Origin of the sequence: Amycolatopsis sp. (assembly GCF_035276945.1) — a bacterium.
Taxonomy (GTDB): domain Bacteria; phylum Actinomycetota; class Actinomycetes; order Mycobacteriales; family Pseudonocardiaceae; genus Amycolatopsis_E.
In genome coordinates, this window is sequence record NZ_DATELF010000098.1 from 1 (window position 1) to 24,259 (window position 24,259).

The window sequence follows — 24,259 nt, forward strand, 5'->3', positions numbered from 1 at the left end:
TCCAGTGATCGTCACAGGTGCCGCTCGCGCCGCACTCGGTGCAGTCCTTCGCCATCTCGCCTCCCTCCTGGTCAGTTGACGACGACTGTTTCGGTGACGCGCCCGCACGTGCAGCATCGGCGGTCACGCGTTCGGATGGCGGTCGGGTCGCCGGGGAACTCGCCGGTCGTGACGATGGCGGCCAGGTAGGTGCTCTTGTTGCAGTTGTGCGTGTTGTCGCGGGACGTGGTGGTGTTGCTCTTGCTCAACCAACCCATCTCGATCTCCTTACGTCAGTTCGTTCCAGCCCTCGGGCGGCTCGTCGCCCCGCAGTTGGTCGCTGCCGTAGGCGTTGACCGCGACCAGCGGGCCGTCCTCGACGACCTGATGCACGAGCTCGTCCCGCTCCGGCGCCACCCAGATGTGCGCGACGCCGTCCGCTCGGAGACGGGCGATCTCCTTGTCTAACCAATCCATCTCGGTCTCCTCTCGTGATCACTTTCCGTGCTTGCCGTTCGTGCGTCTGCCAGGGGCTGACCTGGTGAGTGGACCAGGTGTGAAAGGGCCGCTTCTGGTAGCTCTGAGCGGCGCCATCCACTCGCCCACTTCATCCACTTTTCGAGTGTTTCCGCAGTTGAACCGAGTGGATGGGGGAAGTGGGCCCGGAAGTGGATATCCACTCGCCACACCCTCATCCACTCGCCCAGCCACTCGTGATTCACCCGCACTCTTCGTCACGGTCAGCTATCGCGACACGCACCCGGTCCGCGTACACCTTCGGGTAGCCGTCCTTGAACGTGACCCGGACACCCGCGTCCTCCAGCAGTTCCCGCAGCCGCTTCCCGTCCAAGTCGACGTACTCGGCGTAGCCCGGAGCGATCTCCCGCAACCGGGCGGCCACATCGGTGATATTCACCCGATCCTCGCCACGCAGAGCCTTGAGCGTGTCGGCCAGCAGGTCCCGCCTCGCCAGCGCGGCCGCGACCTGTTTCCGGGCGCGCAGGTCCAGCGCCCGCTTGGTCACGCGGTGCTTGTCGGCCTGGTCAACGTGCTGGCAGCGCATCAACCCGGGCTTCGGGGTGTATCCGCGCTGCATACAGGTGCCTACGTCACCGAGGCTTTCGTCGGTCTTCGGCTCCAGTCCGACCGCCGAGATCCCCACCTTGTAGGAGCCGGTTCCCAGCACAGCATCGTTGCCGATCTGGTCACCGATCGCGAAACACGCCTTGTGACTGATGATCGACATCAGTTTCCGGGGCAGGCTGTCACTCGTGGGTTCGGGCGTCAGAAACATCATGGTCACGGCATACTTTCGGGCAGTGGACAGTGCTTTCACGGCCGCTTCGACCGCGTCTTTGCTGTCCAGGAACAGGTTCTGGCACTCGTCGATGATCACGATTCGTGGCCGCAACCGCGGGTCCTTGCGGGCGATTTCCCTGGTCACAGCGAGTTTGTCGTGCTCCTTGAGCGCTTCGCCGCGGATCGCGAGATCCTCATACACGTCGTTGAGCAGGCGCAGCGCCCATTTGCCTACCGTCGTGCTGCCATTGGGAAGCACGACGGGCTTCTCCGGCGGGCCGGTGACCAGGCTCCGCATTCGGGGCCGCATGGGTTCGTAGTCGGCGTTTTCGGCAAGCACCACCACGTCGATCTCGACTATCGGGTCGAGCATCGCACCAAGCGTGGTGGTGATCGCCAGGGTCGATTTGCCGGAGCCCATCGTGCCGCCGTAGGCGTGGTTGGCCTCGAACAACCGGCTGGTGACCTGGTCACCGCGCGGGTTCACACCCACCGGGACGCCAGCGAAGTAGTCGGTTTCAGCGTTGTCCAGGTCTTTCAGCAGCGGCCACGGGTCGACCGGGCCGGTGAGCACGCCGGGGTTCGCGATCCACAGCCGCAATACCGACGCGCGCGGCTCGGTGAGCCACACCTCCCGCTCATAACGCCGCAAGTTGTGCGCCAGCGTGCCCTTGCGCTTCACGAACTCCTCGACCGGCGCGGCCGGCGGCAGGTCAAACTCGCAGCTCCAGCCCCGTCCGTCGGGTAACGGTGGCTGATGCCACTGGATGCGCCATCCGTCCTTGAGCGCCCGCGTGAACCCGACGACACCGACGTGCTTGAGCGCGTTGAGGACCATGCCCTCGTCGGGCAACTGGTCCATCACGTCACCCTCGCCGGCCGCCGCAGCGGTCGCCCACTGCGGCGGGTCGCTGTGCTTTCGACCCTGCCGGTACAAGTAGGCGACCGTGCCCACAGTGCCCGTGACCAGCAGAAACACGCCGTAGACGGTCAGGAACCACGCCGCGAACTGGATCGCCTCGACCACGCCGATAGCGGGGTCGATTACGCGCGTGATGTCCTTGCTGCCAACGGCGAGGATCACGCCGATCACGAGCAGTAGCCCAGCGAACGAGAGCATGGCAATCCCCGCGGCCTTGGCCAGCTTCCCGGGCGACTTGAGCCAGTCCATCACCCGGTCATGGCGACGCTGCTTCTCGGCCACGTCGGCTTCCTGCCAGTACCGGAGTTTTTCCTCGTCACCAGCGGCTTCGGCAGCCTTCATCCGCCGTTCATACCGGCTGGCGCCGTGCGCGTCCCGCCACCGGCCATACACGACCGCAACACCCTTGAACGGGTACGTGGTGTGCTCCCACGCCGTCTTCGTGTGCCGGTGAGTGACCGCGGTGCGGGTGACGCGCACGACCGCGACCGCGGTCCGCCGGTACTCGGCGTAACGGAGGTCGCGTAGCTGGCGTTGCCTGGCGGCGTACTGCTCCGGCGTCACCAGCTCGCCCTCCAGCACTTCGCCCGCGGGCTCCAGCTCGTCTCCAGCCTGGTGCGCGGAGTGCCGGTCGGACAGCTGCACGACCTCGGCGAGCGGTGTCTCTGGACGGTCCTGGTGGTCGCTGGTCATCGCTGGCCTCCAGCCTGGAGATCCCTGGACACCAGGTGCGCCAGCGACACCGCCAGCCCGAGCACAACCACCGGCATGCAGGCGACGAACACAGTGATCTGCCACGGTGCCCGGGTCATGCCTGCGGCGACCATGAGGTGGTAGGCAACCTGGGCTCCAGCGCCGATCACCAGACTGGAGATGCTGGAGATCATGGCGTAGAGCCGGGTCGGCCGCGACAGTCCAGCCGAGCTGAGCCAGATCTTCAGCGAGGTCGCAGCGTAGGCCTCGACCGACAGCGGGAGTACGACGGCGGTGTTGATGCGCAGGTCATCGATGATGCCTGGCAGTGGTTGGATCATGCCGAAGCCGGTGAGCTGACCAAGCCCAACCCATCCCGACCACACCGCGACCGCGGCACCGAGGCCGATCACGACGAGCGGCCACTGCACTCCGGCCAGGATCGCGGCCAAGCGGGATCGGGCGGGCTGGAGGTCCGGTTCTCCAGTGTCCGACGACTGGAGGTCGACTGGAGAGGGCTGGATCTCCAGCGGCTCCAGGATGTCTCCAGCGGCCTCGGCGGGCATCGGTTCGGGCACGAGGATCACCGGCATCTGGACCGTGTCCGGGCCGCCGTCCGGGTCGGCTGGAGACGCGCTGGAGTCGACTGGAGACTCCCCGGCTCCAGTCTCCCGCAGCGTCTCCAGCGCGATCTTCACCTGATGCTCGGTGAGCCCGGTTTGCTTGATCAGGGTCGGTCGTCCGGGCGGTCGCTCTCCAGCCGCCTCGGCGTCCCGGATGGCCTGGCGGACACGCTCCGTGATCTCGTCCGGGTCGACAGTTGGTGCGCTCACGACGCATCACCACCGCGCCGGGGGCGCCATTCGTGCGCGACCCACACGAGCACGACAGCGCCGAGCAGCACGGCGAACCAGGCCGACACCCACACCGTCAGCCCGGTCGACACGGCGACGGCGACGAGCTCGCCGAAGTGGCCGCCGAGCCACCACACCGCGCGCTCGGTGCGGGTCGGCCCCGCCGGTGGGTTGGGCACGAGGTCGTGGTTGGTCGCCGGCTCGAGCTCGGTGGGGGTGTGGGGATCAGGCCTGGACACGCACAGCCTCCTCTCGGTGGTCGTAGAAGTGGTTGATCCGGGCCGGGGGCGGCCGGCTGGCCTGTGCGGCGACGTAGGCGTCGATGTGGCGCAGCGCGTGCTCCAAGACCTGCGCCACCAGGACGAACGGGATGCGGATCAGGTGCAGCACGAGGAACACCACCACGGAGCCGGTGAACCGCAGGAGCGCGAGCGTGCCGCGCTGCTCGAGCGCGTCGAAGAGGGACATCACGTCACCGTCTTGGCCAGCGCCAGCAGTGTCTCGGCTTCGGCGGGCGTCAACCCTGTGCCGGTGCACTGCCACAGGTCGCGTTGCTGGTTGATCCATGCGTGGAACCCGGCGTGCGCGACGCTGCCGCGCATGCCGAGCGCGTCATCGACCTGCGCCCACGACTCGACCGCGCCGAGCCGTAGGAGGGCGGCGACGGTGGACCAGCGCCCGGACTGCACCTCGGCCACGATCAGGGCGCCCAGTTTGAGCTTGGTCCAGTGGTCGGCGGGTTGTTCATCGCCGTGTCCGTGCTGGGCCGAGACGGTCCGGGCCCCGGCGGCTTCCCACTGCTCAGCCAGGTCGCCGACGGTCGGGTTCATGTGGTCACGTCCTCACGAAGATTGAGCAGTTGTCGCGGCCGATGCGCTCGTCGTAGACCGGTTTGTGGACGCGCATCCCGCGCTTGTTGACGACGAGCGCGTGCTTGCCGGTGCCCTCGTTGCCGCAGGCACAGCAGATGTAGCGCTGCCCGTTGTGGTCGCGTTTCTGCTGCTCGGCGCTGATCCATCCGGCCATCAGATGCCCCCCAGTTCTTTCGCGGCCTTGGCTTTGCACGCCCGCCGACCGCACCAGCCGGTTTTTTTGACGGCGTGTCCCCGGCTGCCGCAGCCTCCGGGACATTCGCCGGGTGGCGGGGCGGTGGCCCTGAAAACCTTGCCTCCGCTGGTGGTGCCGCCCCGGGCGGCCAGGGTGGGCGGTCTCCCGGTCTCCCTGATTTCCTCCACCAGCACCTTGATGATCTTCCGGCCGAGGCCCATCACCCGTCTCCGTTCTGGTCGGCGAGGTCGCGGGCCTCGGCGATGCGGCGGCGGGTGTCGGCGGGCAGTTGCTCGACCGGGGTGTTGGTGTCGAGGATGGCCAGCAGGTCGTTCATGCCGGCGGCGAGTTGGTCGACCTTCCGGTCGCGGGTTTTCGATGTACGGTGTCGCATGGGTCAGACCTCCTGTGTCTGATCAAGGAAGGCCGCACGAGGTGCTGACTCGGCGGCCTTCCGCCCTTTTCTCATGACCGACTGGCGTCAGCCCTTTTTTTCGCCTGCGCTCGCCTGTTCCGTTCTCTTACGCAGGCACGGCATTCGCGAAGAGCGCTGTTGCCCCTGACGCGAATCCTCGTGTTCAGTGGTCGTACGGGGTTGTGCCAGCCGTGTGGTGTGCACAGGGTGCGCGATGTGCGGATCAGGGTGCGCGCTGTAGTCGGGCTCCGCGTGCCGGAACCGGTCGGCGAGGCGGGCGATCCCGACGCGGGCCGAGCGGAGCAGAGCCTTCATCGGGCATCCTTGTCGCTGGCCAAGTGTGACCAGTTGTGGTCCTGGTCGGCACGCGCGGTCTTGGTGTCGGTGTCCTCGTCATGGCCGGACGGCCACGGGTCGATCTCGCTCACCAGTCCACGTCCTCTCCGCGTGCCTTGGCCATCCGCCGGAGGATGGCGGCGTCCTCGCTGGTGGTGTCCTTGTTGCCGTCCTGGTCGATCGGGCCCTTGTAGCCGGATTCGCGCAGGTCGAAGAACCGCTTGTCCTTCTCGGTCTCGGGCTTGCCGTCCCAGCGCCGTGACTTTCCCATTTCGATCTCCTTCGCTCGTGGAGTCCCGCCCGGGCACTGGCCAAGAGCGCCCGGACGGGGGGTTGGGCTACTTCGCAGGTCAGCGACGCCACCAGGCGACGTTCTTCTCTGTCTCGATCACTCGGTGGTTGGCGGCGAGGTAGGCGTCGGTTTCGGTGCGGTCGCGTTTGCTGACCTGCTCCAGCTCCTCCTTGGCTTTCTTGTGTTCGGCCACGGCCTTCTTGCGCTCGGCCTTTCCCATCTGTTTCTCCCTTTTCACTCGGTTGGAATCCCGGCCGGGCGCGCCCGGTCGCCCGGCCGGGCCGCTCGCCGCGAGGTTCGGGGCCACTCGCGGCGAGCGGGTCTTGGGGTGCCCCGCACCCGGCCCGTAGGGGGGAGGGTGGGCGCGGGCACGGGGCACCTGTCCCCGGCGGTCACCGGCGTGGGGAGTCGCCGGTCGCCGGGGGGTCTAGGGGTCCGCCGATGCGATGGACCCGTTGGGTTCTGGTGAGCGCGCGAGACAGCGCTCGCACGGCATGCCGCGCACGCCGTTGAGCATCTCCAGGTCTCCGGACCAGTATTTGGCGCCGCAGAGCGCGATGAGCTGGCCGGGGTAGGTCGAGGGTTTCGGGAAGAGGTGCGCGACCCGGCGGGTCTCGCTGACGGTGCCGGGCAGTGGGCGCGCGACTATCAGGATCATCGCCGCCGCCCCTGCGGTCCGTTTTGCTGGAGGGCGCGGCAAAGTTCGGCGGCAGCGGCTCCGGCTTCGGCGACGGCTTCCGCGAGGGCGCGCATGTTGACCTGGTCGAAGTCGATTTGCGTCGATTCCCTGATCACTCGGACGTAGGGTGTGCCGTCGATCACCACGACGGTGAGCCCGACGAAGGCACGCTGCTCGGCCTTGGGGTCCCAGCCGTAGACGATCCACGGGCCACGAGGACTCGGCGCGGTCACTCTTGCCGCCCCCGATCGCACGCTTCCTTCGCTTCGCGCACGGATGTGAGGGCCGCGATCAGCTCGTCCCAGCCGCCCAGGCTGAGCAGTGCGAACTCGCCAGGAACGTAAAGGGCGAGGTCAGAGTCGTGTTGCGGCACTATTAGGCCGCCATAAACAGAGAGTGGTCTGCCGGAACGCGTGAGGGCCAGCGTGGGTGTCCGGTCGATCCACTGCACAGCATCCTCAGCGTCCACGGCGATGCCTCCATTAGGCTGCGATCCAGGTCAACGGGGGTCGCCCCCAGTGCTACTAGCGCTTCCCGTATATGGAAGCACTTAGAAGCACTCTACCTCAATACTCTGACTGGGCGACGTGCGCATAGCCGCTGACGTGCCTTATGCTGTGCTACATGGGTGGAAGCACCAAGCCAGCACGGGAAGCAGGGAAAGCCCTCGCGCTCAGACGCGCGCTCCTCGCGCTGCAGAAGGAATACGGGCCGACTGGGCGCAAGTTCGCCCAGCAGACTGGCGTGCAATCCGGGACCTGGTCGCGCTATATGACCGGCCAGCAGAAGCCCAGCGAACAAATGATCAACAAGATCTGCGACAACCTAGATGTCAACGGCGAACGTCGTGCCAACTTGCTCAGCTACCTTCACGACACCGACGTACAGCAGTGGGTCGCTCTGACGCTGCCTGAGCAACAAGCGATGTTTGCCTTCTACCTTGACCGCGAGGACGCGAGCCACGACATTTCCGAAGCCAACGCCCTTATCGTGCCCGGCTTGGCCCAGACTCGTGCTTACGCCGAAGAGATCATGAAAAGCGGCGAAGCAATCAGAGACGTGCCACGCAATGAACGTTCCACTCGTGTCAACGCACGCGTCGGCCGACGCGACATCCTCACCCGCGCGAACCCGGTGAACTTCCACGCCTTCATCGGCGAAGCCGTCTTAAACCAGGTTGTCGGCAGCCGTGCGCTCATGGCCGACCAGTTCCGCTACCTGTTGCACCTGGCCAAGCAGCCCAACGTCGAAATCAGGATCATTCCCTTCTCGGGCAGCGGATTCCACCCCGCCCTGGAGGGCTCCATCGTCCGGCTCAACACCGAGGAAGGAGCTTTCTTCCACGTCGAGTTCCACGGAACCAGCATGATGCTGAACGCCAAACCGGACATCGACCGCTTCAAGAACAGGCTCGACGCAATCGAAGCCGTAGCTCTCAAGGAGGACGCATCGCTGCGGATGATCGCCGAGTACGCCGAGAGAATGGAGCGCGCTGCATGACAGAACGACAATGGAAGAAGTCAAGCCGGAGCGGGACCGGCGGCAGTTGCGTCGAGGTCGCGGACGAGCCGGGTGTTGGCCGGCTCGTCCGCAACAGTAATTATCCCGATGCTGGCACGATCACGTTAGCCACTGACGACAACTGGGCCAAGTTCCTGAAAGCTGTCCGGGCGCGGGACTTCGCGCACCAGCCAGGCGGCGTTGAGGTCGAGCTGCTCGCCGATGGTGGCGCGCGCATGACCAAGGACGACGTCGTGCTCGTCTTCACGAAGGCCGAGTGGGACGCATGGGAGGGCGGCGTCGCCGACGGCGAGTTCGACTGACCCGCACGCGACAACGGCCCCCAGGTTCACGCCTGGGGGCCGCTTCACGTGAGGAGTCGTACTACCGGCGGCCAGTGCGCACCCACCGGAACACCGCGACAAGAACCGCAGCGGCGATAGTCACGCACGCCGCGACAGTGACAACGACATCAGCGTCACGGATCTCCCCATTGTCATACCGATCGTGATCCATCCGATCCATCCTGGTCCCCTCAGCCAAAGCGGCCCAAGCCGCCTCCTTCATATGTCGCCGCGTGAGTCGCCGTGCCGCCGCGGACTGTTACGGCAGGCTCCCGCGCACATAGTCCGGGTCGGTGACGAGTTCCGGCCGCCAGCGTGCCGCGGCCGCTCCCCACTGCCAGTGGATGCAGTCGGCCTGCCCGCAGTGGTTCGGGCAGGTGTCGTCCGGCTTGGTCTCGACCGGGTGTAGGCAGTGACCCACACGGCCGCGAGCACGCCGACGGCGGGCGGGCCGCCGACGCCCCAGCGGGCGAGCCAGAGACTGATCCCGCCGACGAGGGTGACGGCGGCGAAGACGGTCCCGAAGCGGTAAACCCGGGAACAATCTGGACCGTTTATGGACCTTTCGCCGTCTCGACGGCCTTCGGTCGTGGCCGTTACGGCCGTTGAACTGCGTGTTTGCGCCCTGGGCAGGACTCGAACCTGCGACCTAGAGATTCTGTGAATACCCAAGGGGTTGATCCTCGTTAGTCGGTGCGACCTGGAGTTTTCCGGAAAAAGTGACGTCGTTAGTTGGGGTTAATTGGGGTCCATTATGGACCGTAAACGGACCATCGTTGGTCTAGCCTGTCGACGACTCCCCTTCGGGTACGTCGAACATCGACTCCAGCGCATCGGCCGTCCGCTCGTTCGCCACCTGCCGACGCCGATAGTGACCCTCGACCACATCCCGCGTGTTGCCGAGCTGATCCGCGATCGCCTCACTCGGGACGTTCTTGTCCCCGAGATGCGACGCCGTGGTCTTACGGAACACATGCGAGGTGAGCCAGCCGTAACCGATCTCGTCCGCAACCTTCCGGAGGCGCTTCATCACGTTCGACGGATCCTCCATCCCGCCGTTCCACGTCCGCCACAGCATGCCGCCACCCGACTGCAACTTCCGGTCCCGGAACATCGCCACCGCCCACGACGGGATCTTCAACACCATGGCGGGCTTACCGCCCTTGCGCAGCGGCTGCCGCACGATCCCCACACCCTCAACCCGCACCAGGTGATGCGTCAGCGACACCCGCCGCAAGGTCAGATCCACGTCATCGGCGGACAACGCCAGCACCTCACCGATTCGCGCCCCGGTCGCCAGGCCGGCACGCGCGATGTCCGGCAGATCCAACCATCCCTGGCCGCGCACACCGAGCCGCCGCTTCGGGTCCTCGGCCCGCGCCGTCACCACCTTCTCCAGCTTGGCCAGGAAATCGCCGCGCTCGTCGCGCTCCAGCGCGCGGATCTCCTTCTTCTGCCCCGTGTCGATGGTCTCGGCCGACTTGATCGGGTTGGCGGTCATCGCGCCCTGCCGCATCGCCCACCCGCAAATGCCGGACAGCACCACGCGGGTCCGGCGCGCGGCCGACACGCCGGACTCGCCGCGCTTGGCCCCCTTCGCCTTCGCCTTGATGACCTGGTCCTGCACGGCCTTGATCACTTCGTCGCACAGGCCCACGTCTTCCTGCACCTCGCGGCAGGACAGCTCCCCGAGCCGGGGCTTGACGTGGTTGCGCACGGTGTCGCGGTAGTCGTACAACGTCTTCGGGGCGCGGGTGCCGGCTTCGACCTTGCGTTCGAGGCTCTCTAGCCACAGATCCGCGACATGCCCAAACCGGCTGTCGCCGGAGATCTTCTTGCCCTTTACCTCGTCGGTGAGCTTGCTACACGCAACCTTGACCGCGTTCTCGGCGGCCGTTTCGGTGGCGGCACGCCGCTTGACCGGCTTCAGTTTGCCGTTGCGCATCCGGAATCGAGTGCGCGCCTCATAGAGTCCGGGCTCTTTCCGGGTCGCCTTGCGCAGTTCGGTAACCTTGATCTTGCCGAAGGTGCCGATACGGGTTCGTGGACGAGCCATGGGGTCACCTGTCCAGGGAGCGGAAGCTGCAGGGAAGGTCATCGGTGGTCTTGATCGCGTCGAGGTAGCGGATGAGGTGGGCGCGCTCGCATTCGGTGCGAATTTGGGTCGTCAGCCATCGCTTGACTCCTCTCGTGACGAGGAGGGCCACGCATGATAGGCACACGACGATCATCGCGCAGACAATATAACTGGAAACCTGATATGCCCGGGCGAGTACCGCACTAGTGATAGCGACGCAGGTCAGGGCGGAGAACGAGATAATCGCGCGCTTAATTTTCGCCGGAAGAGTGATCATGAAAGCCCCGTTTCAAACCGTCGTAACGCGTCGTGCTGAATCTTTCTAGTTGACGCTCGGCCAGGTTGCGAGGATTGGACTAGAACTCACCCATCCGCGTGAACCATAGGGTAACGATCAGATCTACACGCGTCATCGAAACCGAGGTTTCGCGTCTACCCAGTTCATGGTCGTCGCACGTCGGCGTCTTGGCGGCGGCGCTGCAGCTCGGCAGCACCCGCGAGCCACTCCTGCTCCTCAGCCTCGCCGATCAGGACTCGGATGCGGCGGCCGATCGCCTCGATCTCCTCACGCGACATGGAGACGATCTCGCGGCGGATCTCTTCTCGCTCCATCTCCTCCAGCGACTGCGGTCGCTCGACCGCCGAACTGCCGCCTTCAAGCGACGGTAGAGGCTTGTCCTCGAGGATGGCCGTCACGAAACCGCGCGGCCATCGAAGCCCGGCTTCGATGGCTCTTCGTGTCTTGGGGGTGATCTCGCGACGGTGCTTGCGTACGGAGATCAACGTCTGGGCAGACACGCCTGCTTCCGCGGCGATGCTGTTCCAAGGGATCCCCAGCTCTTCTTGTCGTTCCTCCATCGCTTTAGCGAGGCGTGCCCGCATGTCGTCATACACCATCGCGGGGCCTCCCGACAGGTCCATGTTTCGAGATTAGGACAGATCGCACCAAGGCACCAGCAATCAGCACGGAAGTCACCACACTTGCCCGGCCAGTTACCAGTTCGTGACAAAAAGATCATTCAAATGCGTTGAAATCAGAACTACTACGTTCTAATATCAGTGCATGGCCCACGAGAAACCTAGCTACGAGCTGGATGGCAACGGGTTGCGCAACCTCCGTGTTCGTGCCGGCTTCCGCTCGACGCGAGCGTTCGCCGCCGCGTGCAAGACGACTGGAGGCGGCCCCAGTTCCTCTCAGATCTCCAACTACGAAAACGGCAAGCAGCAGCCTCGGACCGCCGCGCTCTTCACGATGGCCGGAGTGCTGTCCGTAGCCCTAGGTGAATCGATTTCGCCAGGGGATCTCCTCAAGCAGTCCGGTACGCCCGAGGAGGTCACGGTATGACCGCGGCCCTGGTCGAGTCCGTCGAGAAACTGATCCGCGAGGTCAAAGCGCTCAAGCAGGCCGCCCAGAAACCACCCCGCGACGCCTGGAGCCCACGCGAGGTCGCCCACAAACTCGGGCTCCCCTACGACACCGTCCTCGACCGGATCAACGACGGAACCATCGGCCACATCCTCGTCGGCAAACACAAGCTCGTCCCCGACGCCGAGCTTCAGCGGTTCCTCGCCCCCGGCATCCAGAAGGCGGCGTCGTGACCGACCAGCCAACCTGGCCGAGCGAGCCCGAACCGGTTTTCCGCGAAGCCATCGCCGCCGCACAAGCCGACCCGGACGACGTGCTCCGCGAGATCGCGGACATGGCCACCGGGCAACCGGCCGCCTACCGCGACCAGCCCATCGGAAGGACCGCGCCATGAAACCGATGACCCCGGACGAAAAGCGCATCGCGCTGGAGATCGCCCGGAAAGCCGCGCGTGAGGCGGCCCGCGACGAGGAGCAGGCCGCGCGCAATGTCGAGCAGGCCATCCGGGACTTCAACGGCGACGAGTGATCTTCCGGCCGCCGCCGGCTCCCCCAACTCCCCAGCGGCGGCCGGATCCAGCCCCACCAATTTGAAGGAGACATCAGTGATCACCACTCTCGCGCTCGACGGCCAGCAGGGCCGCTTCGGCCTCGCCGTCCTCGGCGGACTCCAGGGCAAGCACGTCTACGGCGGCACCGTCCCCGCGTCCGTGAAGGCCCGCCGCCGGGCGAAGAACCGCATCGCGCGGCGCTCGCGGCGCATCAACCGCTGATCTTCCGGCGGCGGCCGGATCCCCAGCCCCACAAAGAAAAACGCCCGCCTCGCGCTGACACGCGAGGCGGGCCAACCACCGGAAACCAATCGAAAGGAGAACCACCGGTGACTGACACAACGATACGCGACGGAGACCGGGTGACAGCCAAGGTCCGGGCGCTCCTGGATCGCGCCGAGCACCCGAACACGCCCGAGCCGGAGCGTGAAGCCGCAATGGCTAAAGCGTATGAGCTGATGGCCAAACACAGCATCGACCGGGCCGCCCTCGCCGCCGCCGGACAAGCCGCCGACGAGATCACCACACTCAACATTCGTTTCCAGGCGCCCTACGCCCACGAAAAAATGATGCTGCTGTTCCACATCGGCGACACCTACGGCATGAAAGCCGCGAGAACCGGCAGCGTCACCAACCCCGCCGCGCTCACCATCGTCGGCTGGCGCAGCGACCTCGACCAGGTCGACACCCTCTACACGTCGTTGCTGCTGCAATCCGGCCACGGACTCGCCGCCGCCACGCCCCCGGCGCACCTGTCCGGCGCCAAGATCACGGTGTGGCGCCGGTCGTGGCTGACAGGGTTCCGGCGTGAAGTGGTCAGCCGCTTGCGGGCGACCCGGCGGCGTGCCACCGTCCAGCACGATCGGGAGCACACCGGCGACACCAGCGCCGCATTGGTGTTGGTTGACCGCGGCGAGGCCGTCAGCAAGATGTTCAGCGAGCTGTTCCCGGACACGATCCGCCCGCGGGTCTCGCAGCGCCGTACCTCGGCCAGCGGCTCCGAGGCCGGCCGGGCGGCCGGACGTCGCGCTGACATCGGCGGCACGCGGGTGGGTTCCGCGGGTCGCCGCCAGCTCGGTGGTGCCCGATGACCCCGCTCGCATGGTCCCTCATTGCCAACACCATCGTCACCGCGCTGGCCATCACGCTCGCCACGCTGGCCTGGTGGAAGGCCGGCGGCTACGTCCGCCAGGCCCGCGGCACCGTCGAGGCCTACGAACCCCTCGTCAAACGGCACGAGCAGCTAGCCACTGAGGTGCTGCACACCGCCCGGCGTTACCAGAACCTCGCCAAACGGCTCTACCGGGACGCGGGCGACACCCAGGAGTTCGAGCCGCTCCCCGCCGACGAGCACCCGACCGGCCGGCACGCGCTCACCGACACGATCCCCGCGATCAAGGTCGGCTCGACCGAGCTGATGCCCGCCACTGGCCAGCTCGACGACGAGCCGAAGCCCAACGGCCGCCCGCCCGCCTACTACTTCGACTCGCTCGGGGAGGACACCGCGCGATGACCCGGTACCTCATCACCTTCGAACGCATCGGCCGCAAGCACGACGTCGCCCCGCTCGAAGTCGTCGCTGACGACGCGGACGCGCTCGCCGAAGCCATCTACCGCTACGCCCGCCCGAACCTGGGCTCCCGCGACGTCGAGGTGGTCGTCGACCTCGACAAGAACCGCGGCTCGATCCTCTGCGGCTTCCACAGCGGCGGTCGCAACATCCTCGCCACAAAGGAGACAGACCTGCGATGACCACCACCGAGAAGCCGCTGCACATCCGCCAGGCCGAAGGGCTGCGTGCACTGGCCGACTTCGTCGAGCAGAACCCTGGGCTGTCTGACCACCTCGGGTACGCGTTCACCATGCTCGCGCCGGTTAGCACTCGCGTCGACGCCAGGACGATCCTGAAAATGTTCCACGACGCCGCGGTTGGTGCCGGCGCTGTCGTCAGCATCCGAAACGAACCCGACAAGTGCCATGTCACTGCGGATTTCGACGTGGTCTCCGTGCGCTCGTACGCCTCCGCCGAGGCCATGGCCGACGTCCCAGTCACGGCGTACACGCCGCTGCTCGCGTCCACAACGGACGGTGCGAAGTGAGCCTCTACGACTACCAGCGCTCGCACATGGCTGGCGCGGGTGACGTGTCGTTCGCCGCGCTCATCATGGCCGCCGCGCTCCGGGCCGACACTTTCAACCTCGCCCTGCTGCGCGCCGCGTTCCCGGCCATCGTCGGTGAGGCGCAACTCCGCTACAACGCGCCCGGCGGACGGCTGCCGACCGACCCGGAAGGCGGTTCCCGGTGAGCGACACGATCCGCATCGATGGTGCCCGCGCGCTCCAGCTGCTGCGCGAGGTGGTGGCCGAGCACGGCGGCGACACCGTCTACGACGAGGACGGCGAGATCGGCGACTGCAAGTACGTGGCGCGCGCTGGGGGTGGCGGTCTGATGGCCAAGGGCTACACGGGTGACCACCCGAAGAACCAGCGCAGCGAGACCGGCTCGAAAGGCTCCTGCCTCGAAACCCTCACCATCGGCGGCGTACTCGTCGCCACCCTCGTGGCGCTGCTGCGAGGTGGCCGGCGATGAGTCTCATCGAGTTCCCCGACGTGATCCAAGGCTCCGACGAGTGGCACGACCAGCGACGCGGCATCGTCACCGCATCGGTCGTCGGTCAGCTCGTCACAACGAAAACGCTGAAACCCGCCAACAACGAGACATCGCGAGCCCTGACGGCGCAGCTCGTGGCCGAACGTCTCACCGGCTACACCGACCCGACCTACATCAACGACGACATGCTGCGCGGTATCGAGGACGAGCCACGGGCGCGCGAGAAGTACGCCGAGGTGTACCAGCGCACCGTGACCGAGATCGGGCTCCTTCTCCGCAGGAAGGACACCTGGCAGCTCGGCTACTCGCCCGACGGTCTCGTCGGCGACGACGGGCTGATCGAGGTCAAGTCGCGCAGGGCCAAGAAGCATCTCGCGACGATCCTCGATGACGCTGTGCCGGTCGAGAACATGGCTCAGTGCCAGGCGGCCCTCCTGGTCTCCGGCCGCGAGTGGCTCGACTACGTGAGCTATTCGGGCGGCATGCCGCTCTACGTGAAGCGCGTCTTCCCCGACCCAGCCTGGCAGGAAGCGATTGTCGCTGCCGTCGAGCAGTTCGAGGTCACGGCCGCGCAGATGGCCGAGGACTACCAGACCAAGACCGAGGGACTGCCCGCTACCGAGCGGATCATCTACCAGGAGATGACGATCTGATGGACCTCACGGACACCATCGCCCCCACCAGCGACCAGCTCGACGCGGTCGACCTCCTGTCGGGGCCGCGCACGTTCACCATCAAGGCGGTCTCCAAGGGCGACGCCGAACAGCCCGTGAACATCGCCCTCGTCGAGTTCGCGCGACCGTGGCGGCCCGGGAAGTCGATGCGGCGCGTGCTCGTGGCGTGCTGGGGTGCCGACGCATCGACCTATGCGGGTCGCCGCGTCACCCTCTACTGCGACCCCGACGTCCGCTTCGGCGGCCAGGCTGTGGGCGGCACCCGCATCAGCCACCTGAGCCACCTGGACAAACCGAAGCAGGTGCCGCTGCTCGTATCTCGCGGCAAAAGCGCGGTGTTCATCGTCCGGCCGCTCGTCGAGACGCGAGAGACCGGGGCGCAGGCCGCCCGGCCCGTGCCGCCTCCCAGTGAGCCGGAGCCGGACGTCGAGCCGGGGCCGACTGACGCGCAGATGCGGAAGCTGCACGCGATGTTCAACGAGGCGGGCATCAAGGACCGGGATGTGCGGATGCGGATCTCCTCGCAGCTGGTGAAGCGGCCGCTCACCTCGTCGACGGATCTGACGAGGCAGGAGATGCACGGTCTGATCGACGCGCTGGAAGATCTGGCCAAGCAGGGCCCGCTTGGCGAAATGATCGATGCGCTTCTCGGCGACGCGGCCGATCACGCGAATCGCGAGAACGAGAACGGCCTGCTGCCCACCGACCCGGACCTGCGCGCCCACGAGCGGGGCGATCAGTGATGGCCAAGTTCAAGGTCTTCCTGCGCGAGGTGATGTCCGTTTCGGTAACAGTCGAGGCAGAGGACGCCTACGACGCAATCGAAGACGCGATCGAGGAGAAGCCCGGCGGTATCTGCGCCCGCATCCAACAGACAAGGAACAGCCGATGACCACCACCAGGGGCAGGTTGCCGCTCTCGCCCGCGCTGGTCGCCGAACTGCGCGCCAAAGACCCCGAATACCAGGCAGAGACGCCCGCCACCTCCAGCGACCCCTCAGTCCGCAACTGCGCCGACTGCGGAAAACCGCACAAAAAACTCTCCCGCAACCTGTGCCGAATCTGCCACCCCTACCACCGCAACAAAGGCACCCTCGACCAGTACCCGCGCACCCAACGCCGCGACCTCGACACCGTCCAGCACTACCAAACCCTCGCCACCCGCGGCCTGTCCCGCACCGAGATCGCCCACCAACTCGGACTCACCTACGCGGGACTGTCCAGCGCGCTCCGACGCGCCAAACTCACCGAACGAAAGCCGGTGTCCCGATGACGCTCCGACCCGTCACCGTGCCCGAACACCTCTGGCAGCCACTCGGACGCATCCTGCACGACAACGGACTGACCCTCTGCCCCGTCCACGGGGCCCCATCCCAGCCAGTTCGCTACGAACTACGGGTCCGCAAAGGCCGCATCGTCGTGTCGACCACCACGGTCTTCCATGACCGCGAGATCCAAGTTCTTCTCGGCATGGCATCCGGCCACACCAACGGCGAAATCGGGGCACAACTCAACATCGCCAAAGACACCGTGAAGACCTACGCCGGACGCCTCTTCCGCAAACTCGGTGCCCGCGACCGCGCCCACGCCGTCTACCTCGCCTACCAACGTGGACTCATCGGAGACGCCGCGCCCGGCCGCCACAACACCACGCAGGGCGCGCTCGCCGCACACCACACGCCAGGCAGGCCGACACCATGACTGACCGGTCCGGCGTCAACGTCACCCGCCGCGCCAGGGCACGGCGCACACGGGAGCGAAAGGACGGCCACGAGCCCCGGGACATTGGCCGGGGTGCCGCACCTGCGCCGGACCGAACCCACTAGCGAAAGGAGGCAAGCGTGAGCGCCGCCATCCGGGCAAGCCTCACCGGCGACCCACTCACCGATGCCCTCATACCCGTCGCACAACGGTTCGTCGGCGCCATCCGCGACCACGACGCAGAGCTGGTCGACGAACTGCTCGCCGAAGTCATCCTCGTGACTGGCGGCCGATGCGAACCCGGCACCGCACTCGCTGTCGTGCTCGCAGCGATGGTGTCCGACCAGCACGCCCCGTCCGTGCTGCTGACCTGGCTACGGTCACGCGCCGAATGCCAACGGCTCATCGACCACGGCGTGTCGCCCGAGGTCGCACGACAACTCACCAACATGGAATCGAGAGGGGACGCAGCCTGATGACAAAAACCCGCGACGTCGGCGTGAGTTGGCGCACGCCCGCCAAGCATGGCGTGATGCGCAGCGTCATCGGCCAGGAGGTCGGCGTGATCGGCAACGCGAAGTTCGCCGATATCACCCGTCACGTGTGGTGGGACTTGACGGCCGGTAATGGCGTTGCCGAATACGACGCGCCGTGGCGGACTTCGTGCTCACCGGGCATCCTGGCCAACCACGCCGCCAAAGCACGCAAACCCGTCGACATCCTGCTCTACGAGATCCAGGTCGGCACCTACGACCGACTGCTCGGCGAACTCGGCAACAACCTCCCCACCCTCGGCTACGAGAAGGATGGAGAGGACCGTTGGGTGCTCGATGACCGGGTTCGCCTGCGCGCCGTCAACGCGAGCGGACACACCGCGGACACGAGCATCTTGCGGCCGAGCGACGCGGTGCTCGTGTTCAACGATCCGAACGCGATCACCGAGTGGGCCATGCGGCCCAGCTTCGCCCAGGAGGTAACCAACCGTGGCGTCGGGCTGTTTCGCAGCCTGTCCACGCTCGGCTGCAACGCGGCCGGCATTAAACGCGGTGATCTCGAGGACGGGTCGGGTGACGCCAAGCGTGAACGGCGCGCCTGGTTCGAACTGATCGCCGCACAGCAGGCATCGTTGCCGGCCTACCGCGACTTGTTTCTGGCGGGCATCGAACGTGATGCCGCTCAGTGGGCCTACTTGTTGTGTACGGCGCAGACCTGGTGGGGGAAGACGGAGGCGATTTTCCGTACCGAGTTCGCGAAGATCAACCGCACCACCACGATGGACTGGTACCGCCGTGACCCGGCTCGTTTTGAGGCCGCGAAAAGGTTCTTGTTTCTCACCAGGCGTGAACGGGAGCTAGGGGTTGAGTGAGCCGCCGTACCGGACTTACCGGGAATACCTGCGCCACCCGCGTTTTCGCGCGGTGCGCCGTCAGGTGTTTCAGCGTGCCGACGGATGGTGCGAACGGTGCAAGAAGCGTTGGCCGACCGAGCCTCATCACCTGCGTTATCCGCCGTGGGGTGAGTTCGACGTGCCGGAAAACATGATCGCCGTGTGCCACCGCTGCCACTGCGAGTTGCATGGGAAGGAGCGGTGATGGTGCAGCTTGGACCGTATGAGGTGCATCCGTTCGCTGATGCGTTCCCGTTGATCGATGGCGAGGAGTTCGCCGAACTGGCCGCGGACGTCAAGCGCAACGGCTTGCGTGATCCGATCCTGCTGAGCCACGACAAGACGACCCTGATCGACGGCCGCAACCGGTACCGGGCTTGCGAGGCGGCCGGTGTCGATCCCGTGTTCGAGACGTTGGGCCGCCACTACACGGAGCCGATGATCCTCGACCTGATCGTGTCGAAAAACCTCGTCCGCCGCCAGTTGAACCCGGGCCAGCGGGCACTGATGGCGCTGGAATACGAAAAGTACTACTCGGAGGCGAACAAGCCAGGCGCGCCGATCGGAAACCAGAACGCGTCACGCTCCGAACAATCGTCGTCACTCGGCGCTAAAACAATTCCGGCAGATCTGCCGGAACCGCGGCGGGAACGTGAATCCCGTGAGCGTGCGGCGAAGGTGACCGGCGCGTCCGGGCGCGCGGTACAGCAAGCGAAGGCGATCCGGCGGGACAGTCCGGACCTCGCGGAAAAGGTCCGTACCGGTGCGCTCGCGCTCGACGCCGCGGACCGGCAACGTCGGGAACGGGTGCGGGCCATGCCGAAACCCGACCCGGCACCGAAACCAAGCCAGGTGCTGCTGACGCTGCGCACCCACACCGGCGAAGAAGTCCAGTACCCACAACCGAAAGCCAAGCCCACCTTCAACGAGACTCCCGGTGAGGGCATTTCGTGGGCCGCGTGGTCGTGGAACCCGGTCACCGGCTGCCTGCACGGCTGCGACTACTGCTACGCCCGCGAAATCGCCACCAGCGAGCGCACCAAAGCGGCCTACCCGGTGGGGTTCACGCCACTGTTCCACCACGAACGACTCGACGCGCCGGCCAACACCACCATCCCCGCGGCACACCGGGACGATCCCGCCTACCGCAAGGTGTTCGTCTGCTCCATGGCCGACCTCTACGGCCGGTGGGTGCCCGACGAATGGATCGAGCAGGTCCACTCCTCGATGCTGGCGAGCCCGTGGTGGCAGTACATCCTGCTCACCAAGTTCCCGGCCCGCTACGTCGGCCTGGACCTCCCACCGAAAGCGTGGGTCGGAACCAGCATCGACGAGCAGAAGCGGGTACGCATCGCCGAGGACGCGTTCCGCAAGATCGACGGTGTGGCGGTGAAGTGGCTGTCCTTGGAACCACTACGAGAACCATTGGAGTTCACCGATCTATCCATGTTCGACTGGGTCGTCATCGGCGCGCAGACCGAGACACGCCAGCCGGACGGCACGGTCACGTCGTTCGCGCCGCCATTCGAGTGGGTGGCACGCATCGCTTTGCGGGCCAAGGAAGCAGGCTGCAAGGTCCACCTCAAGCCAAACCTTCTCGGCCGGGTAAGCCCGCAGCTTCCGGGGATGCGCATGCTCGACGAGCATCCCGGTCCCGGCGGCGAGGAGGACCGTTCCTAATGCCTCGTATCCGCTCGATCAAGCCCGAGTTCTTCGCTTCCGAGGACGTGTCGGCGCTGCCATTGCGTGCGCGCCTGACATGGATCGGTCTGTGGACGCAGTGTGACGACCACGGCCGCACCAAGGACCAGGCGAGGATCATCAAGGGTGCGATCTGGCCCCTCGACGATGTGTCATTGCGCCACATCGAAGAGGACCTGATGGCCCTGGAGGACGCTGGGCGCATTGTGCGCTACGAGTTCGACAGGGCGCGGTTCCTGGCGGTGGTGAATTGGCACTACCACCAGAAACCCAACCGGGTCGGTAAGCCGAAGCATCCGGCGCCCCCCGTTCCCGTGAAGACACCTGGGCCCGGAGAGGAAGGGCATTGCGCCCTTTGCTGGACCCTGTACGCGACTCACCTAGCACTCAGTGAGTCCTCAATGCTCAGTGAGCCCTCACTGCCTGTGGATAACTTCAATATGGACGTTTCCGCTGGTCAGAGAATTACCTCTGAATTCAGTGAGCCCTCACTGAGTACGCACGGAGCACTCACGTCAGTAGGGGAGAGTAGAGGAGGGGAGAGGAGGGGAGGGCGTGCGCACGCACGGAGTCCCGTTGCCGACGACCGTCCCGACGCCCAACACGCCCCACCCCTTCGCTGCCCCAAACACCGCCAAACCGAAAATCCGCCGCCATGCCGAGCATGCGGCGAGGCCCGCGAGGCCCGCGAACGCTTCGACGCCGCACAACGCCGCGCGGTCGTCGAAGCCCGCTCCGCCGCGGCCCGGTTGACCGCCGCCGACAAAGCCCGCGCCACCGCCAACTGCGGCCTGTGCGACGACACCGGCTACCGCGGCCGCCAGCTCTGCGACCACGACCCCGGCAGCGCCGCCCGCGCCGCCCGCGGCCGAGCCGCCGTCCAAGCCGCACTGTCCAAACACGACAATCCGGAGGCATCGTGATCCCTGCCCATCTTGCGCACCTGGAGCACGCCCGCCCAGTCGCGTGGCCCGACCGGCGTCTCGCGCTCTCCAGCGTCTCGGTGCAGACCGTCAACCTCGAGGGCCGGCGAGTGCCGGTGATAACCGAGCCGTGGCTGTGCCCCGACTGCGCTGCTTTCGCGTCGACCACCTGCCCGGCGTTGATCCGCCGCGGCCGGGACGAGGATCTGCGCCTGGTCGCCGTCATCAAGCCAGCGGACTGCCGGATCGTGCTGTCGTCGGGCTGGATCGAAGGCCGCTACGAGGCGACGACGAAAGCGAACCCCGTGGTGATGTGGGCGAAAATCCTGATCCTGGCAGGCCAGCCATGACCGAGGCCCGCTGCGAACTCACCGAGCTGCTCGCCGACCACTGCGCCCACTGCCTCGGCCACACCGACCCCAGCATCGGGAACCCCCAACCCCACCGCTACCCGGCCGACACCGACAGCCCACCCACCACCACCACCGCCGCCATCTACCGCAGCCAGTGCCCCAACTGCGACGAGACGATCAGCATCGGCGACACGATCGTCCTGACGGGCGGGACCGGCGCGGTCGGCGGCCACTGGGTATGCACGGAGTGCACGTCATGACCGAACCCACCACCCACGAGTTCACGCCCGACCAGATCGAGGCCGGAATCGCATCCGCACTCGACAAGCACAAGTTCGACGTGATCCCGAGCCTGATCAAGCTCCTCGCCCTCCAGGATCCCGAGCGCGCGCAGAAGGCCCTCGACGCGCTCCACGGCCGGTACACGCTCCAGGTGCAGCTATGAGTCACCTCGATCGCACCGGCGAGCTGCTCGACCCCGACACTGCCGGCCACCGGCCCGGCATCGACTGCCTCCCTGGCGGCTGGATGCTCGGCCACGGCCCTGACGACGACACGATGCGGGGCTGCCCGGTCTGCCGTCCCAAGCTCACCGATGAGGCACGCCGCGCCCGGCTCTGGGGCACCAACCCCGACGCCCGACCCCGCACCCCGGAGACGACATGAACCTCACCGACCATCGCGAACCCCCATCCGCCGACGAATCGATGGAGATCGCGGCGCGCTACCTGGAGGTGGGCTACGCCGTCGCCGACTCTCAGCCCGACCGGGCCAGTGACCTGCTGGAGGAGTACTTCGGTGACGACCCGAAGATCTCCTCGAAGCGGCTGTGGTTCTTCTCCTCCGTCGGACCGGTGATCATCGCCGGGGCGATGCGGAAGCTCAACGAGGGCAAGCCCACGGACGACGTGTTCTGGGGGCTCGAAATCGACGGCGACGAACAGGCCGATCCGGATCTGTTGGCCGCGGCGCAGTCGGTGGCCGCGTTCCTCAACGGCGACCACCGCGCCGGCCAGGACGTGATGTCGGCCCACTTCGACGTCGTGGCCAGGAAATCCGGTGGCGAGGCCGCGCACGACGCCATGTTCCACATGGTCGTCGAGCACATGAAAATGCTCGCCGCCTGCATCAACGGCGGCGCGTTCGGCGACCGAGGCGAGGCATCGTGACCCGCCGTCGTTGGGGCAAAGCCGGTGTCCCCCTCACCGCGCGGGAAGCCGCCGCGATCGACGCCCGCAACGCGCGCAGCCGCTACCACCACCAGCTCGACCAGCAGCGCGCATACCACGAGTGGCGCGCCGGGAAACTCGTGCCCTACCGGATCACACTCGCCCTCGACGCCAAGGACCTCTATGGTCCCGAGGTCGACGCGGCGTGTGGCGTGGCGGAACCCCAAGTCGACATGTGGGAAGCCGGAACCCTCTACCCCACCTGGGAGCAGCTCCAGGCGCTCGCCGCGCTGACCGGCTGCACCGAGCGATTCTTCATGCGGCAACCACACGAAGACCTGCCGCATGAGACCTCCATGCGATTCCACCGCATCGGCGGCCAGAAATGCGATCGGCGGCAGCCACCGCCGGTGCGAGCGTTCACCCGCGAAGCTATCGCCGCGACCGTCCGCAGCGCACCCGTCCTCGATTCGCACCTGCCCTCCGGTTACGGCACCACCCAGGAGACCCGATGATCGGCCAGCTTTTCGCCGGCGCCGGCGGCTGGGACGAAGGACTCCGTGCCGCGGGCTATGACGGCCCGTCGATCGGCGTGGAGTTCGACGAGACTGCTTGCCGTACCGCGCTCGCCGCCCAGCATCCGCGCATCCTGGCCGATGTCGCCACGTTCGACCCGTCGATGTTCGTCGGTATCGACGGGCTGATCGCCTCGCCGCCATGCCAGAGCTGGTCCATGGCGGGTGACCGCAAGGGTGAATTGGATCGGCCCGAGGTGTACGCCCGGATCACCTCCTTCGCCCGTGGTCGCCGCCCGGTCGAGGTGGAATGGCACGACGAGCGGTCACCGCTGACCGCGGAACCAATGCGCTACGTCGTCGCCCTCATGCCGCGGTGGATTGCCCTAGAGCAGGTGCCGACCGTGCTGCCGTTGTGGGAGCACTACGCGATGCTGCTGCGTGAACTCGGCTACCAGGTGTGGACCGGTGTGCTCTCGGCCGAACGGTATGGGGTGCCGCAGACCCGCAAGCGCGCGATCCTCATTGCCCGCCGCGACGGTGTGCCGGTCGGAACACCGGAGCCGACCCACCGCGCCTACGGCGACAACCACGACCACGCGAGCCTGTTCGGGGATCCGCTACCTGCTCCGGTGTCGATGGCCGAGGCGCTCGGCTGGGGCCTGCCGGACCGTCCGGCCTGGACCGTCACCGCCGACGGCGAAGAAACGGGTGGGGCTGAGGTGTTCGGCAACGCCAAGAACCGGGAGCGGTTACGGCAGATCGTGATGTCGAACGGGCCGCAGAACAACGCGACCAACCGGACCGCAGACGAGCCCGCCGCAACCATCTACTGCTCCCGGCCCGGCAACCTGACGTGGTCCCTGCGCAATGG

General features: G+C 66.6%; 47 protein-coding genes and 1 pseudogene. 30 read left to right on the forward strand and 18 right to left on the reverse strand.

Features of this window, described 5'->3' with window-relative positions; all coding sequences use genetic code 11:
* Nucleotides 1-71 precede the first annotated feature (71 nt).
* From VJT49_RS16615 to VJT49_RS16680, 14 genes are all read right to left on the reverse strand, one after another.
* Nucleotides 72-257 carry a hypothetical protein gene (locus VJT49_RS16615; RefSeq protein WP_324165733.1) on the reverse strand — a complete coding sequence of 62 codons (186 nt, stop codon included), beginning with the start codon at nt 255-257 and terminating at the stop codon, nt 72-74.
* A gap of 10 nt (nt 258-267) precedes the next feature.
* Entirely contained in the window at nt 268-456 is a 189-nt protein-coding gene (locus VJT49_RS16620) for a hypothetical protein (protein WP_324165734.1), read from the reverse strand.
* Nucleotides 457-697: 241 nt separating this feature from the next.
* The gene (locus VJT49_RS16625) at nt 698-2,893 is read right to left on the reverse strand and encodes a zonular occludens toxin domain-containing protein (RefSeq protein WP_324165735.1); all 2,196 of its coding nucleotides are present in this window, start codon (nt 2,891-2,893) and stop codon (nt 698-700) included.
* Nucleotides 2,890-3,726 carry a hypothetical protein gene (locus tag VJT49_RS16630; protein ID WP_324165736.1) on the reverse strand — a complete coding sequence of 279 codons (837 nt, stop codon included), beginning with the start codon at nt 3,724-3,726 and terminating at the stop codon, nt 2,890-2,892. The genes VJT49_RS16625 and VJT49_RS16630 overlap by 4 nt, the downstream gene beginning before the upstream one ends.
* On the reverse strand, nt 3,723-3,986 hold the full coding sequence (locus VJT49_RS16635) for a hypothetical protein (protein ID WP_324165737.1): 264 nt from the start codon (nt 3,984-3,986) through the stop codon (nt 3,723-3,725). The genes VJT49_RS16630 and VJT49_RS16635 overlap by 4 nt, the downstream gene beginning before the upstream one ends.
* The gene (locus VJT49_RS16640; RefSeq protein WP_324165738.1) at nt 3,973-4,215 is read right to left on the reverse strand and encodes a hypothetical protein; all 243 of its coding nucleotides are present in this window, start codon (nt 4,213-4,215) and stop codon (nt 3,973-3,975) included. The genes VJT49_RS16635 and VJT49_RS16640 overlap by 14 nt, the downstream gene beginning before the upstream one ends.
* Entirely contained in the window at nt 4,215-4,577 is a 363-nt protein-coding gene (locus tag VJT49_RS16645; protein ID WP_324165739.1) for a hypothetical protein, read from the reverse strand. The genes VJT49_RS16640 and VJT49_RS16645 overlap by 1 nt, the downstream gene beginning before the upstream one ends.
* 4 nt (nt 4,578-4,581) lie before the next feature.
* The gene (locus tag VJT49_RS16650; RefSeq protein WP_324165740.1) at nt 4,582-4,773 is read right to left on the reverse strand and encodes a hypothetical protein; all 192 of its coding nucleotides are present in this window, start codon (nt 4,771-4,773) and stop codon (nt 4,582-4,584) included.
* Nucleotides 4,774-5,014: 241 nt separating this feature from the next.
* Entirely contained in the window at nt 5,015-5,188 is a 174-nt protein-coding gene (locus VJT49_RS16655) for a hypothetical protein (RefSeq protein WP_324165741.1), read from the reverse strand.
* A 445-nt stretch (nt 5,189-5,633) separates the two neighbouring features.
* Nucleotides 5,634-5,816 (reverse strand): hypothetical protein, encoded by a 183-nt coding sequence (locus VJT49_RS16660; protein ID WP_324165742.1) that lies wholly within the window; start codon nt 5,814-5,816, stop codon nt 5,634-5,636.
* A gap of 79 nt (nt 5,817-5,895) precedes the next feature.
* On the reverse strand, nt 5,896-6,057 hold the full coding sequence (locus VJT49_RS16665; RefSeq protein WP_324165743.1) for a hypothetical protein: 162 nt from the start codon (nt 6,055-6,057) through the stop codon (nt 5,896-5,898).
* A gap of 207 nt (nt 6,058-6,264) precedes the next feature.
* Nucleotides 6,265-6,495, reverse strand: a complete 231-nt coding sequence (locus VJT49_RS16670; protein WP_324165744.1) for a hypothetical protein — start codon at nt 6,493-6,495, stop codon at nt 6,265-6,267.
* The gene (locus VJT49_RS16675) at nt 6,492-6,749 is read right to left on the reverse strand and encodes a hypothetical protein (protein ID WP_324165745.1); all 258 of its coding nucleotides are present in this window, start codon (nt 6,747-6,749) and stop codon (nt 6,492-6,494) included. Before VJT49_RS16675 ends, VJT49_RS16670 begins: the two co-directional genes overlap by 4 nt.
* Entirely contained in the window at nt 6,746-6,985 is a 240-nt protein-coding gene (locus tag VJT49_RS16680; RefSeq protein ID WP_324165746.1) for a hypothetical protein, read from the reverse strand. The genes VJT49_RS16675 and VJT49_RS16680 overlap by 4 nt, the downstream gene beginning before the upstream one ends.
* Before the next feature lie 155 nt (nt 6,986-7,140).
* On the opposite strand from VJT49_RS16680, the gene VJT49_RS16685 reads away from it, so the two are divergent.
* Nucleotides 7,141-8,016, forward strand: a complete 876-nt coding sequence (locus tag VJT49_RS16685; RefSeq protein WP_324165747.1) for a helix-turn-helix transcriptional regulator — start codon at nt 7,141-7,143, stop codon at nt 8,014-8,016.
* A complete protein-coding gene (locus VJT49_RS16690) occupies nt 8,013-8,339 on the forward strand; it encodes a DUF397 domain-containing protein (RefSeq protein WP_324165748.1) in 327 nt (108 codons plus the stop codon). The genes VJT49_RS16685 and VJT49_RS16690 overlap by 4 nt, the downstream gene beginning before the upstream one ends.
* Before the next feature lie 280 nt (nt 8,340-8,619).
* Here VJT49_RS16690 and VJT49_RS16695 read toward each other — a convergent pair whose 3' ends face one another.
* The 4 genes from VJT49_RS16695 to VJT49_RS16710 form a co-directional block, all read right to left on the reverse strand.
* Nucleotides 8,620-8,781, reverse strand: coding sequence for a hypothetical protein (locus tag VJT49_RS16695; RefSeq protein WP_324165749.1), 162 nt, complete (start codon nt 8,779-8,781; stop codon nt 8,620-8,622).
* 360 nt (nt 8,782-9,141) lie between these two features.
* Nucleotides 9,142-10,416: a tyrosine-type recombinase/integrase gene (locus VJT49_RS16700; RefSeq protein WP_324165750.1), complete on the reverse strand. Its 1,275-nt coding sequence runs from the start codon at nt 10,414-10,416 to the stop codon at nt 9,142-9,144.
* Between the two features lie 4 nt (nt 10,417-10,420).
* The gene (locus VJT49_RS16705) at nt 10,421-10,714 is read right to left on the reverse strand and encodes a hypothetical protein (protein WP_324165751.1); all 294 of its coding nucleotides are present in this window, start codon (nt 10,712-10,714) and stop codon (nt 10,421-10,423) included.
* A gap of 164 nt (nt 10,715-10,878) precedes the next feature.
* The gene (locus tag VJT49_RS16710) at nt 10,879-11,358 is read right to left on the reverse strand and encodes a hypothetical protein (protein WP_324165752.1); all 480 of its coding nucleotides are present in this window, start codon (nt 11,356-11,358) and stop codon (nt 10,879-10,881) included.
* A gap of 142 nt (nt 11,359-11,500) precedes the next feature.
* On the opposite strand from VJT49_RS16710, the gene VJT49_RS16715 reads away from it, so the two are divergent.
* The 28 genes and pseudogenes from VJT49_RS16715 to VJT49_RS16850 form a co-directional block, all read left to right on the forward strand.
* Nucleotides 11,501-11,782, forward strand: a complete 282-nt coding sequence (locus tag VJT49_RS16715; protein WP_324165753.1) for a helix-turn-helix transcriptional regulator — start codon at nt 11,501-11,503, stop codon at nt 11,780-11,782.
* Nucleotides 11,779-12,036 carry an excisionase family DNA-binding protein gene (locus tag VJT49_RS16720; protein ID WP_324165754.1) on the forward strand — a complete coding sequence of 86 codons (258 nt, stop codon included), beginning with the start codon at nt 11,779-11,781 and terminating at the stop codon, nt 12,034-12,036. The genes VJT49_RS16715 and VJT49_RS16720 overlap by 4 nt, the downstream gene beginning before the upstream one ends.
* A complete protein-coding gene (locus tag VJT49_RS16725; protein WP_324165755.1) occupies nt 12,033-12,197 on the forward strand; it encodes a hypothetical protein in 165 nt (54 codons plus the stop codon). Before VJT49_RS16720 ends, VJT49_RS16725 begins: the two co-directional genes overlap by 4 nt.
* Nucleotides 12,194-12,331: a hypothetical protein gene (locus tag VJT49_RS16730; RefSeq protein ID WP_324165756.1), complete on the forward strand. Its 138-nt coding sequence runs from the start codon at nt 12,194-12,196 to the stop codon at nt 12,329-12,331. Before VJT49_RS16725 ends, VJT49_RS16730 begins: the two co-directional genes overlap by 4 nt.
* Nucleotides 12,332-12,407: 76 nt before the next feature.
* Nucleotides 12,408-12,575 carry a hypothetical protein gene (locus VJT49_RS16735; RefSeq protein WP_324165757.1) on the forward strand — a complete coding sequence of 56 codons (168 nt, stop codon included), beginning with the start codon at nt 12,408-12,410 and terminating at the stop codon, nt 12,573-12,575.
* A 107-nt stretch (nt 12,576-12,682) separates the two neighbouring features.
* Nucleotides 12,683-13,444 carry a DUF2786 domain-containing protein gene (locus tag VJT49_RS16740; protein WP_324165758.1) on the forward strand — a complete coding sequence of 254 codons (762 nt, stop codon included), beginning with the start codon at nt 12,683-12,685 and terminating at the stop codon, nt 13,442-13,444.
* On the forward strand, nt 13,441-13,866 hold the full coding sequence (locus tag VJT49_RS16745) for a hypothetical protein (protein ID WP_324165759.1): 426 nt from the start codon (nt 13,441-13,443) through the stop codon (nt 13,864-13,866). Before VJT49_RS16740 ends, VJT49_RS16745 begins: the two co-directional genes overlap by 4 nt.
* Nucleotides 13,863-14,105, forward strand: coding sequence for a hypothetical protein (locus VJT49_RS16750; protein ID WP_324165760.1), 243 nt, complete (start codon nt 13,863-13,865; stop codon nt 14,103-14,105). The genes VJT49_RS16745 and VJT49_RS16750 overlap by 4 nt, the downstream gene beginning before the upstream one ends.
* On the forward strand, nt 14,102-14,452 hold the full coding sequence (locus VJT49_RS16755) for a hypothetical protein (RefSeq protein ID WP_324165761.1): 351 nt from the start codon (nt 14,102-14,104) through the stop codon (nt 14,450-14,452). Before VJT49_RS16750 ends, VJT49_RS16755 begins: the two co-directional genes overlap by 4 nt.
* On the forward strand, nt 14,449-14,658 hold the full coding sequence (locus VJT49_RS16760; RefSeq protein WP_324165762.1) for a hypothetical protein: 210 nt from the start codon (nt 14,449-14,451) through the stop codon (nt 14,656-14,658). The genes VJT49_RS16755 and VJT49_RS16760 overlap by 4 nt, the downstream gene beginning before the upstream one ends.
* Nucleotides 14,655-14,942 (forward strand): hypothetical protein, encoded by a 288-nt coding sequence (locus tag VJT49_RS16765; protein WP_324165763.1) that lies wholly within the window; start codon nt 14,655-14,657, stop codon nt 14,940-14,942. Before VJT49_RS16760 ends, VJT49_RS16765 begins: the two co-directional genes overlap by 4 nt.
* Nucleotides 14,939-15,616, forward strand: coding sequence for a lambda exonuclease family protein (locus VJT49_RS16770; protein ID WP_324165764.1), 678 nt, complete (start codon nt 14,939-14,941; stop codon nt 15,614-15,616). The genes VJT49_RS16765 and VJT49_RS16770 overlap by 4 nt, the downstream gene beginning before the upstream one ends.
* Entirely contained in the window at nt 15,616-16,380 is a 765-nt protein-coding gene (locus tag VJT49_RS16775; RefSeq protein WP_324165765.1) for a hypothetical protein, read from the forward strand. The genes VJT49_RS16770 and VJT49_RS16775 overlap by 1 nt, the downstream gene beginning before the upstream one ends.
* Nucleotides 16,380-16,529, forward strand: a complete 150-nt coding sequence (locus VJT49_RS16780; protein WP_324165766.1) for a hypothetical protein — start codon at nt 16,380-16,382, stop codon at nt 16,527-16,529. The genes VJT49_RS16775 and VJT49_RS16780 overlap by 1 nt, the downstream gene beginning before the upstream one ends.
* Nucleotides 16,526-16,909 carry a hypothetical protein gene (locus VJT49_RS16785; protein ID WP_324165767.1) on the forward strand — a complete coding sequence of 128 codons (384 nt, stop codon included), beginning with the start codon at nt 16,526-16,528 and terminating at the stop codon, nt 16,907-16,909. Before VJT49_RS16780 ends, VJT49_RS16785 begins: the two co-directional genes overlap by 4 nt.
* 173 nt (nt 16,910-17,082) lie before the next feature.
* Nucleotides 17,083-17,256, forward strand: a pseudogene (locus tag VJT49_RS16790) (response regulator transcription factor); the annotation flags it as partial.
* 221 nt (nt 17,257-17,477) lie between these two features.
* The gene (locus VJT49_RS16795) at nt 17,478-17,813 is read left to right on the forward strand and encodes a hypothetical protein (protein WP_324165768.1); all 336 of its coding nucleotides are present in this window, start codon (nt 17,478-17,480) and stop codon (nt 17,811-17,813) included.
* Between the two features lie 86 nt (nt 17,814-17,899).
* Entirely contained in the window at nt 17,900-18,703 is an 804-nt protein-coding gene (locus VJT49_RS16800; RefSeq protein WP_324165769.1) for a hypothetical protein, read from the forward strand.
* Complete coding sequence (locus tag VJT49_RS16805) at nt 18,696-18,929, forward strand: HNH endonuclease signature motif containing protein (RefSeq protein WP_324165770.1); 234 nt, start codon at nt 18,696-18,698, stop codon at nt 18,927-18,929. Before VJT49_RS16800 ends, VJT49_RS16805 begins: the two co-directional genes overlap by 8 nt.
* Nucleotides 18,929-20,404 (forward strand): DUF5131 family protein, encoded by a 1,476-nt coding sequence (locus tag VJT49_RS16810; protein WP_324165771.1) that lies wholly within the window; start codon nt 18,929-18,931, stop codon nt 20,402-20,404. Before VJT49_RS16805 ends, VJT49_RS16810 begins: the two co-directional genes overlap by 1 nt.
* The gene (locus VJT49_RS16815; protein ID WP_324165772.1) at nt 20,404-21,348 is read left to right on the forward strand and encodes a hypothetical protein; all 945 of its coding nucleotides are present in this window, start codon (nt 20,404-20,406) and stop codon (nt 21,346-21,348) included. Before VJT49_RS16810 ends, VJT49_RS16815 begins: the two co-directional genes overlap by 1 nt.
* The gene (locus VJT49_RS16820; protein WP_324165773.1) at nt 21,345-21,698 is read left to right on the forward strand and encodes a hypothetical protein; all 354 of its coding nucleotides are present in this window, start codon (nt 21,345-21,347) and stop codon (nt 21,696-21,698) included. The genes VJT49_RS16815 and VJT49_RS16820 overlap by 4 nt, the downstream gene beginning before the upstream one ends.
* A complete protein-coding gene (locus tag VJT49_RS16825; protein ID WP_324165774.1) occupies nt 21,695-21,961 on the forward strand; it encodes a hypothetical protein in 267 nt (88 codons plus the stop codon). Before VJT49_RS16820 ends, VJT49_RS16825 begins: the two co-directional genes overlap by 4 nt.
* Nucleotides 21,958-22,146 carry a hypothetical protein gene (locus VJT49_RS16830; protein ID WP_324165775.1) on the forward strand — a complete coding sequence of 63 codons (189 nt, stop codon included), beginning with the start codon at nt 21,958-21,960 and terminating at the stop codon, nt 22,144-22,146. The genes VJT49_RS16825 and VJT49_RS16830 overlap by 4 nt, the downstream gene beginning before the upstream one ends.
* Entirely contained in the window at nt 22,143-22,367 is a 225-nt protein-coding gene (locus VJT49_RS16835; RefSeq protein ID WP_324165776.1) for a hypothetical protein, read from the forward strand. The genes VJT49_RS16830 and VJT49_RS16835 overlap by 4 nt, the downstream gene beginning before the upstream one ends.
* Nucleotides 22,364-22,870, forward strand: coding sequence for a hypothetical protein (locus VJT49_RS16840; RefSeq protein ID WP_324165777.1), 507 nt, complete (start codon nt 22,364-22,366; stop codon nt 22,868-22,870). The genes VJT49_RS16835 and VJT49_RS16840 overlap by 4 nt, the downstream gene beginning before the upstream one ends.
* The gene (locus tag VJT49_RS16845) at nt 22,867-23,385 is read left to right on the forward strand and encodes a hypothetical protein (RefSeq protein WP_324165778.1); all 519 of its coding nucleotides are present in this window, start codon (nt 22,867-22,869) and stop codon (nt 23,383-23,385) included. The genes VJT49_RS16840 and VJT49_RS16845 overlap by 4 nt, the downstream gene beginning before the upstream one ends.
* Nucleotides 23,382-24,259 (forward strand): DNA cytosine methyltransferase (locus VJT49_RS16850; RefSeq protein ID WP_324165779.1); only part of this gene is annotated, 878 nt, incomplete at its 3' end. The genes VJT49_RS16845 and VJT49_RS16850, both read left to right, overlap by 4 nt.

Bases quoted from the DNA above. Each gene is read 5' to 3' on its own strand.
- VJT49_RS16615 (WP_324165733.1), bottom strand. From the start codon at position 257: ATGGGTTGGTTGAGCAAGAGCAACACCACCACGTCCCGCGACAACACG.
- VJT49_RS16620 (WP_324165734.1), bottom strand. From the start codon at position 456: ATGGATTGGTTAGACAAGGAGATCGCCCGTCTCCGAGCGGACGGCGTC.
- VJT49_RS16625 (WP_324165735.1), bottom strand. From the start codon at position 2,893: ATGACCAGCGACCACCAGGACCGTCCAGAGACACCGCTCGCCGAGGTC.
- VJT49_RS16640 (WP_324165738.1), bottom strand. From the start codon at position 4,215: ATGTCCCTCTTCGACGCGCTCGAGCAGCGCGGCACGCTCGCGCTCCTG.
- VJT49_RS16645 (WP_324165739.1), bottom strand. From the start codon at position 4,577: ATGAACCCGACCGTCGGCGACCTGGCTGAGCAGTGGGAAGCCGCCGGG.
- VJT49_RS16650 (WP_324165740.1), bottom strand. From the start codon at position 4,773: ATGGCCGGATGGATCAGCGCCGAGCAGCAGAAACGCGACCACAACGGG.
- VJT49_RS16655 (WP_324165741.1), bottom strand. From the start codon at position 5,188: ATGCGACACCGTACATCGAAAACCCGCGACCGGAAGGTCGACCAACTC.
- VJT49_RS16660 (WP_324165742.1), bottom strand. From the start codon at position 5,816: ATGGGAAAGTCACGGCGCTGGGACGGCAAGCCCGAGACCGAGAAGGAC.
- VJT49_RS16665 (WP_324165743.1), bottom strand. From the start codon at position 6,057: ATGGGAAAGGCCGAGCGCAAGAAGGCCGTGGCCGAACACAAGAAAGCC.
- VJT49_RS16670 (WP_324165744.1), bottom strand. From the start codon at position 6,495: ATGATCCTGATAGTCGCGCGCCCACTGCCCGGCACCGTCAGCGAGACC.
- VJT49_RS16685 (WP_324165747.1), top strand. From the start codon at position 7,141: ATGGGTGGAAGCACCAAGCCAGCACGGGAAGCAGGGAAAGCCCTCGCG.
- VJT49_RS16690 (WP_324165748.1), top strand. From the start codon at position 8,013: ATGACAGAACGACAATGGAAGAAGTCAAGCCGGAGCGGGACCGGCGGC.
- VJT49_RS16700 (WP_324165750.1), bottom strand. From the start codon at position 10,416: ATGGCTCGTCCACGAACCCGTATCGGCACCTTCGGCAAGATCAAGGTT.
- VJT49_RS16705 (WP_324165751.1), bottom strand. From the start codon at position 10,714: ATGATCACTCTTCCGGCGAAAATTAAGCGCGCGATTATCTCGTTCTCC.
- VJT49_RS16710 (WP_324165752.1), bottom strand. From the start codon at position 11,358: ATGGACCTGTCGGGAGGCCCCGCGATGGTGTATGACGACATGCGGGCA.
- VJT49_RS16715 (WP_324165753.1), top strand. From the start codon at position 11,501: ATGGCCCACGAGAAACCTAGCTACGAGCTGGATGGCAACGGGTTGCGC.
- VJT49_RS16720 (WP_324165754.1), top strand. From the start codon at position 11,779: ATGACCGCGGCCCTGGTCGAGTCCGTCGAGAAACTGATCCGCGAGGTC.
- VJT49_RS16730 (WP_324165756.1), top strand. From the start codon at position 12,194: ATGAAACCGATGACCCCGGACGAAAAGCGCATCGCGCTGGAGATCGCC.
- VJT49_RS16745 (WP_324165759.1), top strand. From the start codon at position 13,441: ATGACCCCGCTCGCATGGTCCCTCATTGCCAACACCATCGTCACCGCG.
- VJT49_RS16750 (WP_324165760.1), top strand. From the start codon at position 13,863: ATGACCCGGTACCTCATCACCTTCGAACGCATCGGCCGCAAGCACGAC.
- VJT49_RS16755 (WP_324165761.1), top strand. From the start codon at position 14,102: ATGACCACCACCGAGAAGCCGCTGCACATCCGCCAGGCCGAAGGGCTG.
- VJT49_RS16770 (WP_324165764.1), top strand. From the start codon at position 14,939: ATGAGTCTCATCGAGTTCCCCGACGTGATCCAAGGCTCCGACGAGTGG.
- VJT49_RS16775 (WP_324165765.1), top strand. From the start codon at position 15,616: ATGGACCTCACGGACACCATCGCCCCCACCAGCGACCAGCTCGACGCG.
- VJT49_RS16780 (WP_324165766.1), top strand. From the start codon at position 16,380: ATGGCCAAGTTCAAGGTCTTCCTGCGCGAGGTGATGTCCGTTTCGGTA.
- VJT49_RS16785 (WP_324165767.1), top strand. From the start codon at position 16,526: ATGACCACCACCAGGGGCAGGTTGCCGCTCTCGCCCGCGCTGGTCGCC.
- VJT49_RS16810 (WP_324165771.1), top strand. From the start codon at position 18,929: ATGGTGCAGCTTGGACCGTATGAGGTGCATCCGTTCGCTGATGCGTTC.
- VJT49_RS16815 (WP_324165772.1), top strand. From the start codon at position 20,404: ATGCCTCGTATCCGCTCGATCAAGCCCGAGTTCTTCGCTTCCGAGGAC.
- VJT49_RS16825 (WP_324165774.1), top strand. From the start codon at position 21,695: ATGACCGAGGCCCGCTGCGAACTCACCGAGCTGCTCGCCGACCACTGC.
- VJT49_RS16830 (WP_324165775.1), top strand. From the start codon at position 21,958: ATGACCGAACCCACCACCCACGAGTTCACGCCCGACCAGATCGAGGCC.
- VJT49_RS16835 (WP_324165776.1), top strand. From the start codon at position 22,143: ATGAGTCACCTCGATCGCACCGGCGAGCTGCTCGACCCCGACACTGCC.
- VJT49_RS16840 (WP_324165777.1), top strand. From the start codon at position 22,364: ATGAACCTCACCGACCATCGCGAACCCCCATCCGCCGACGAATCGATG.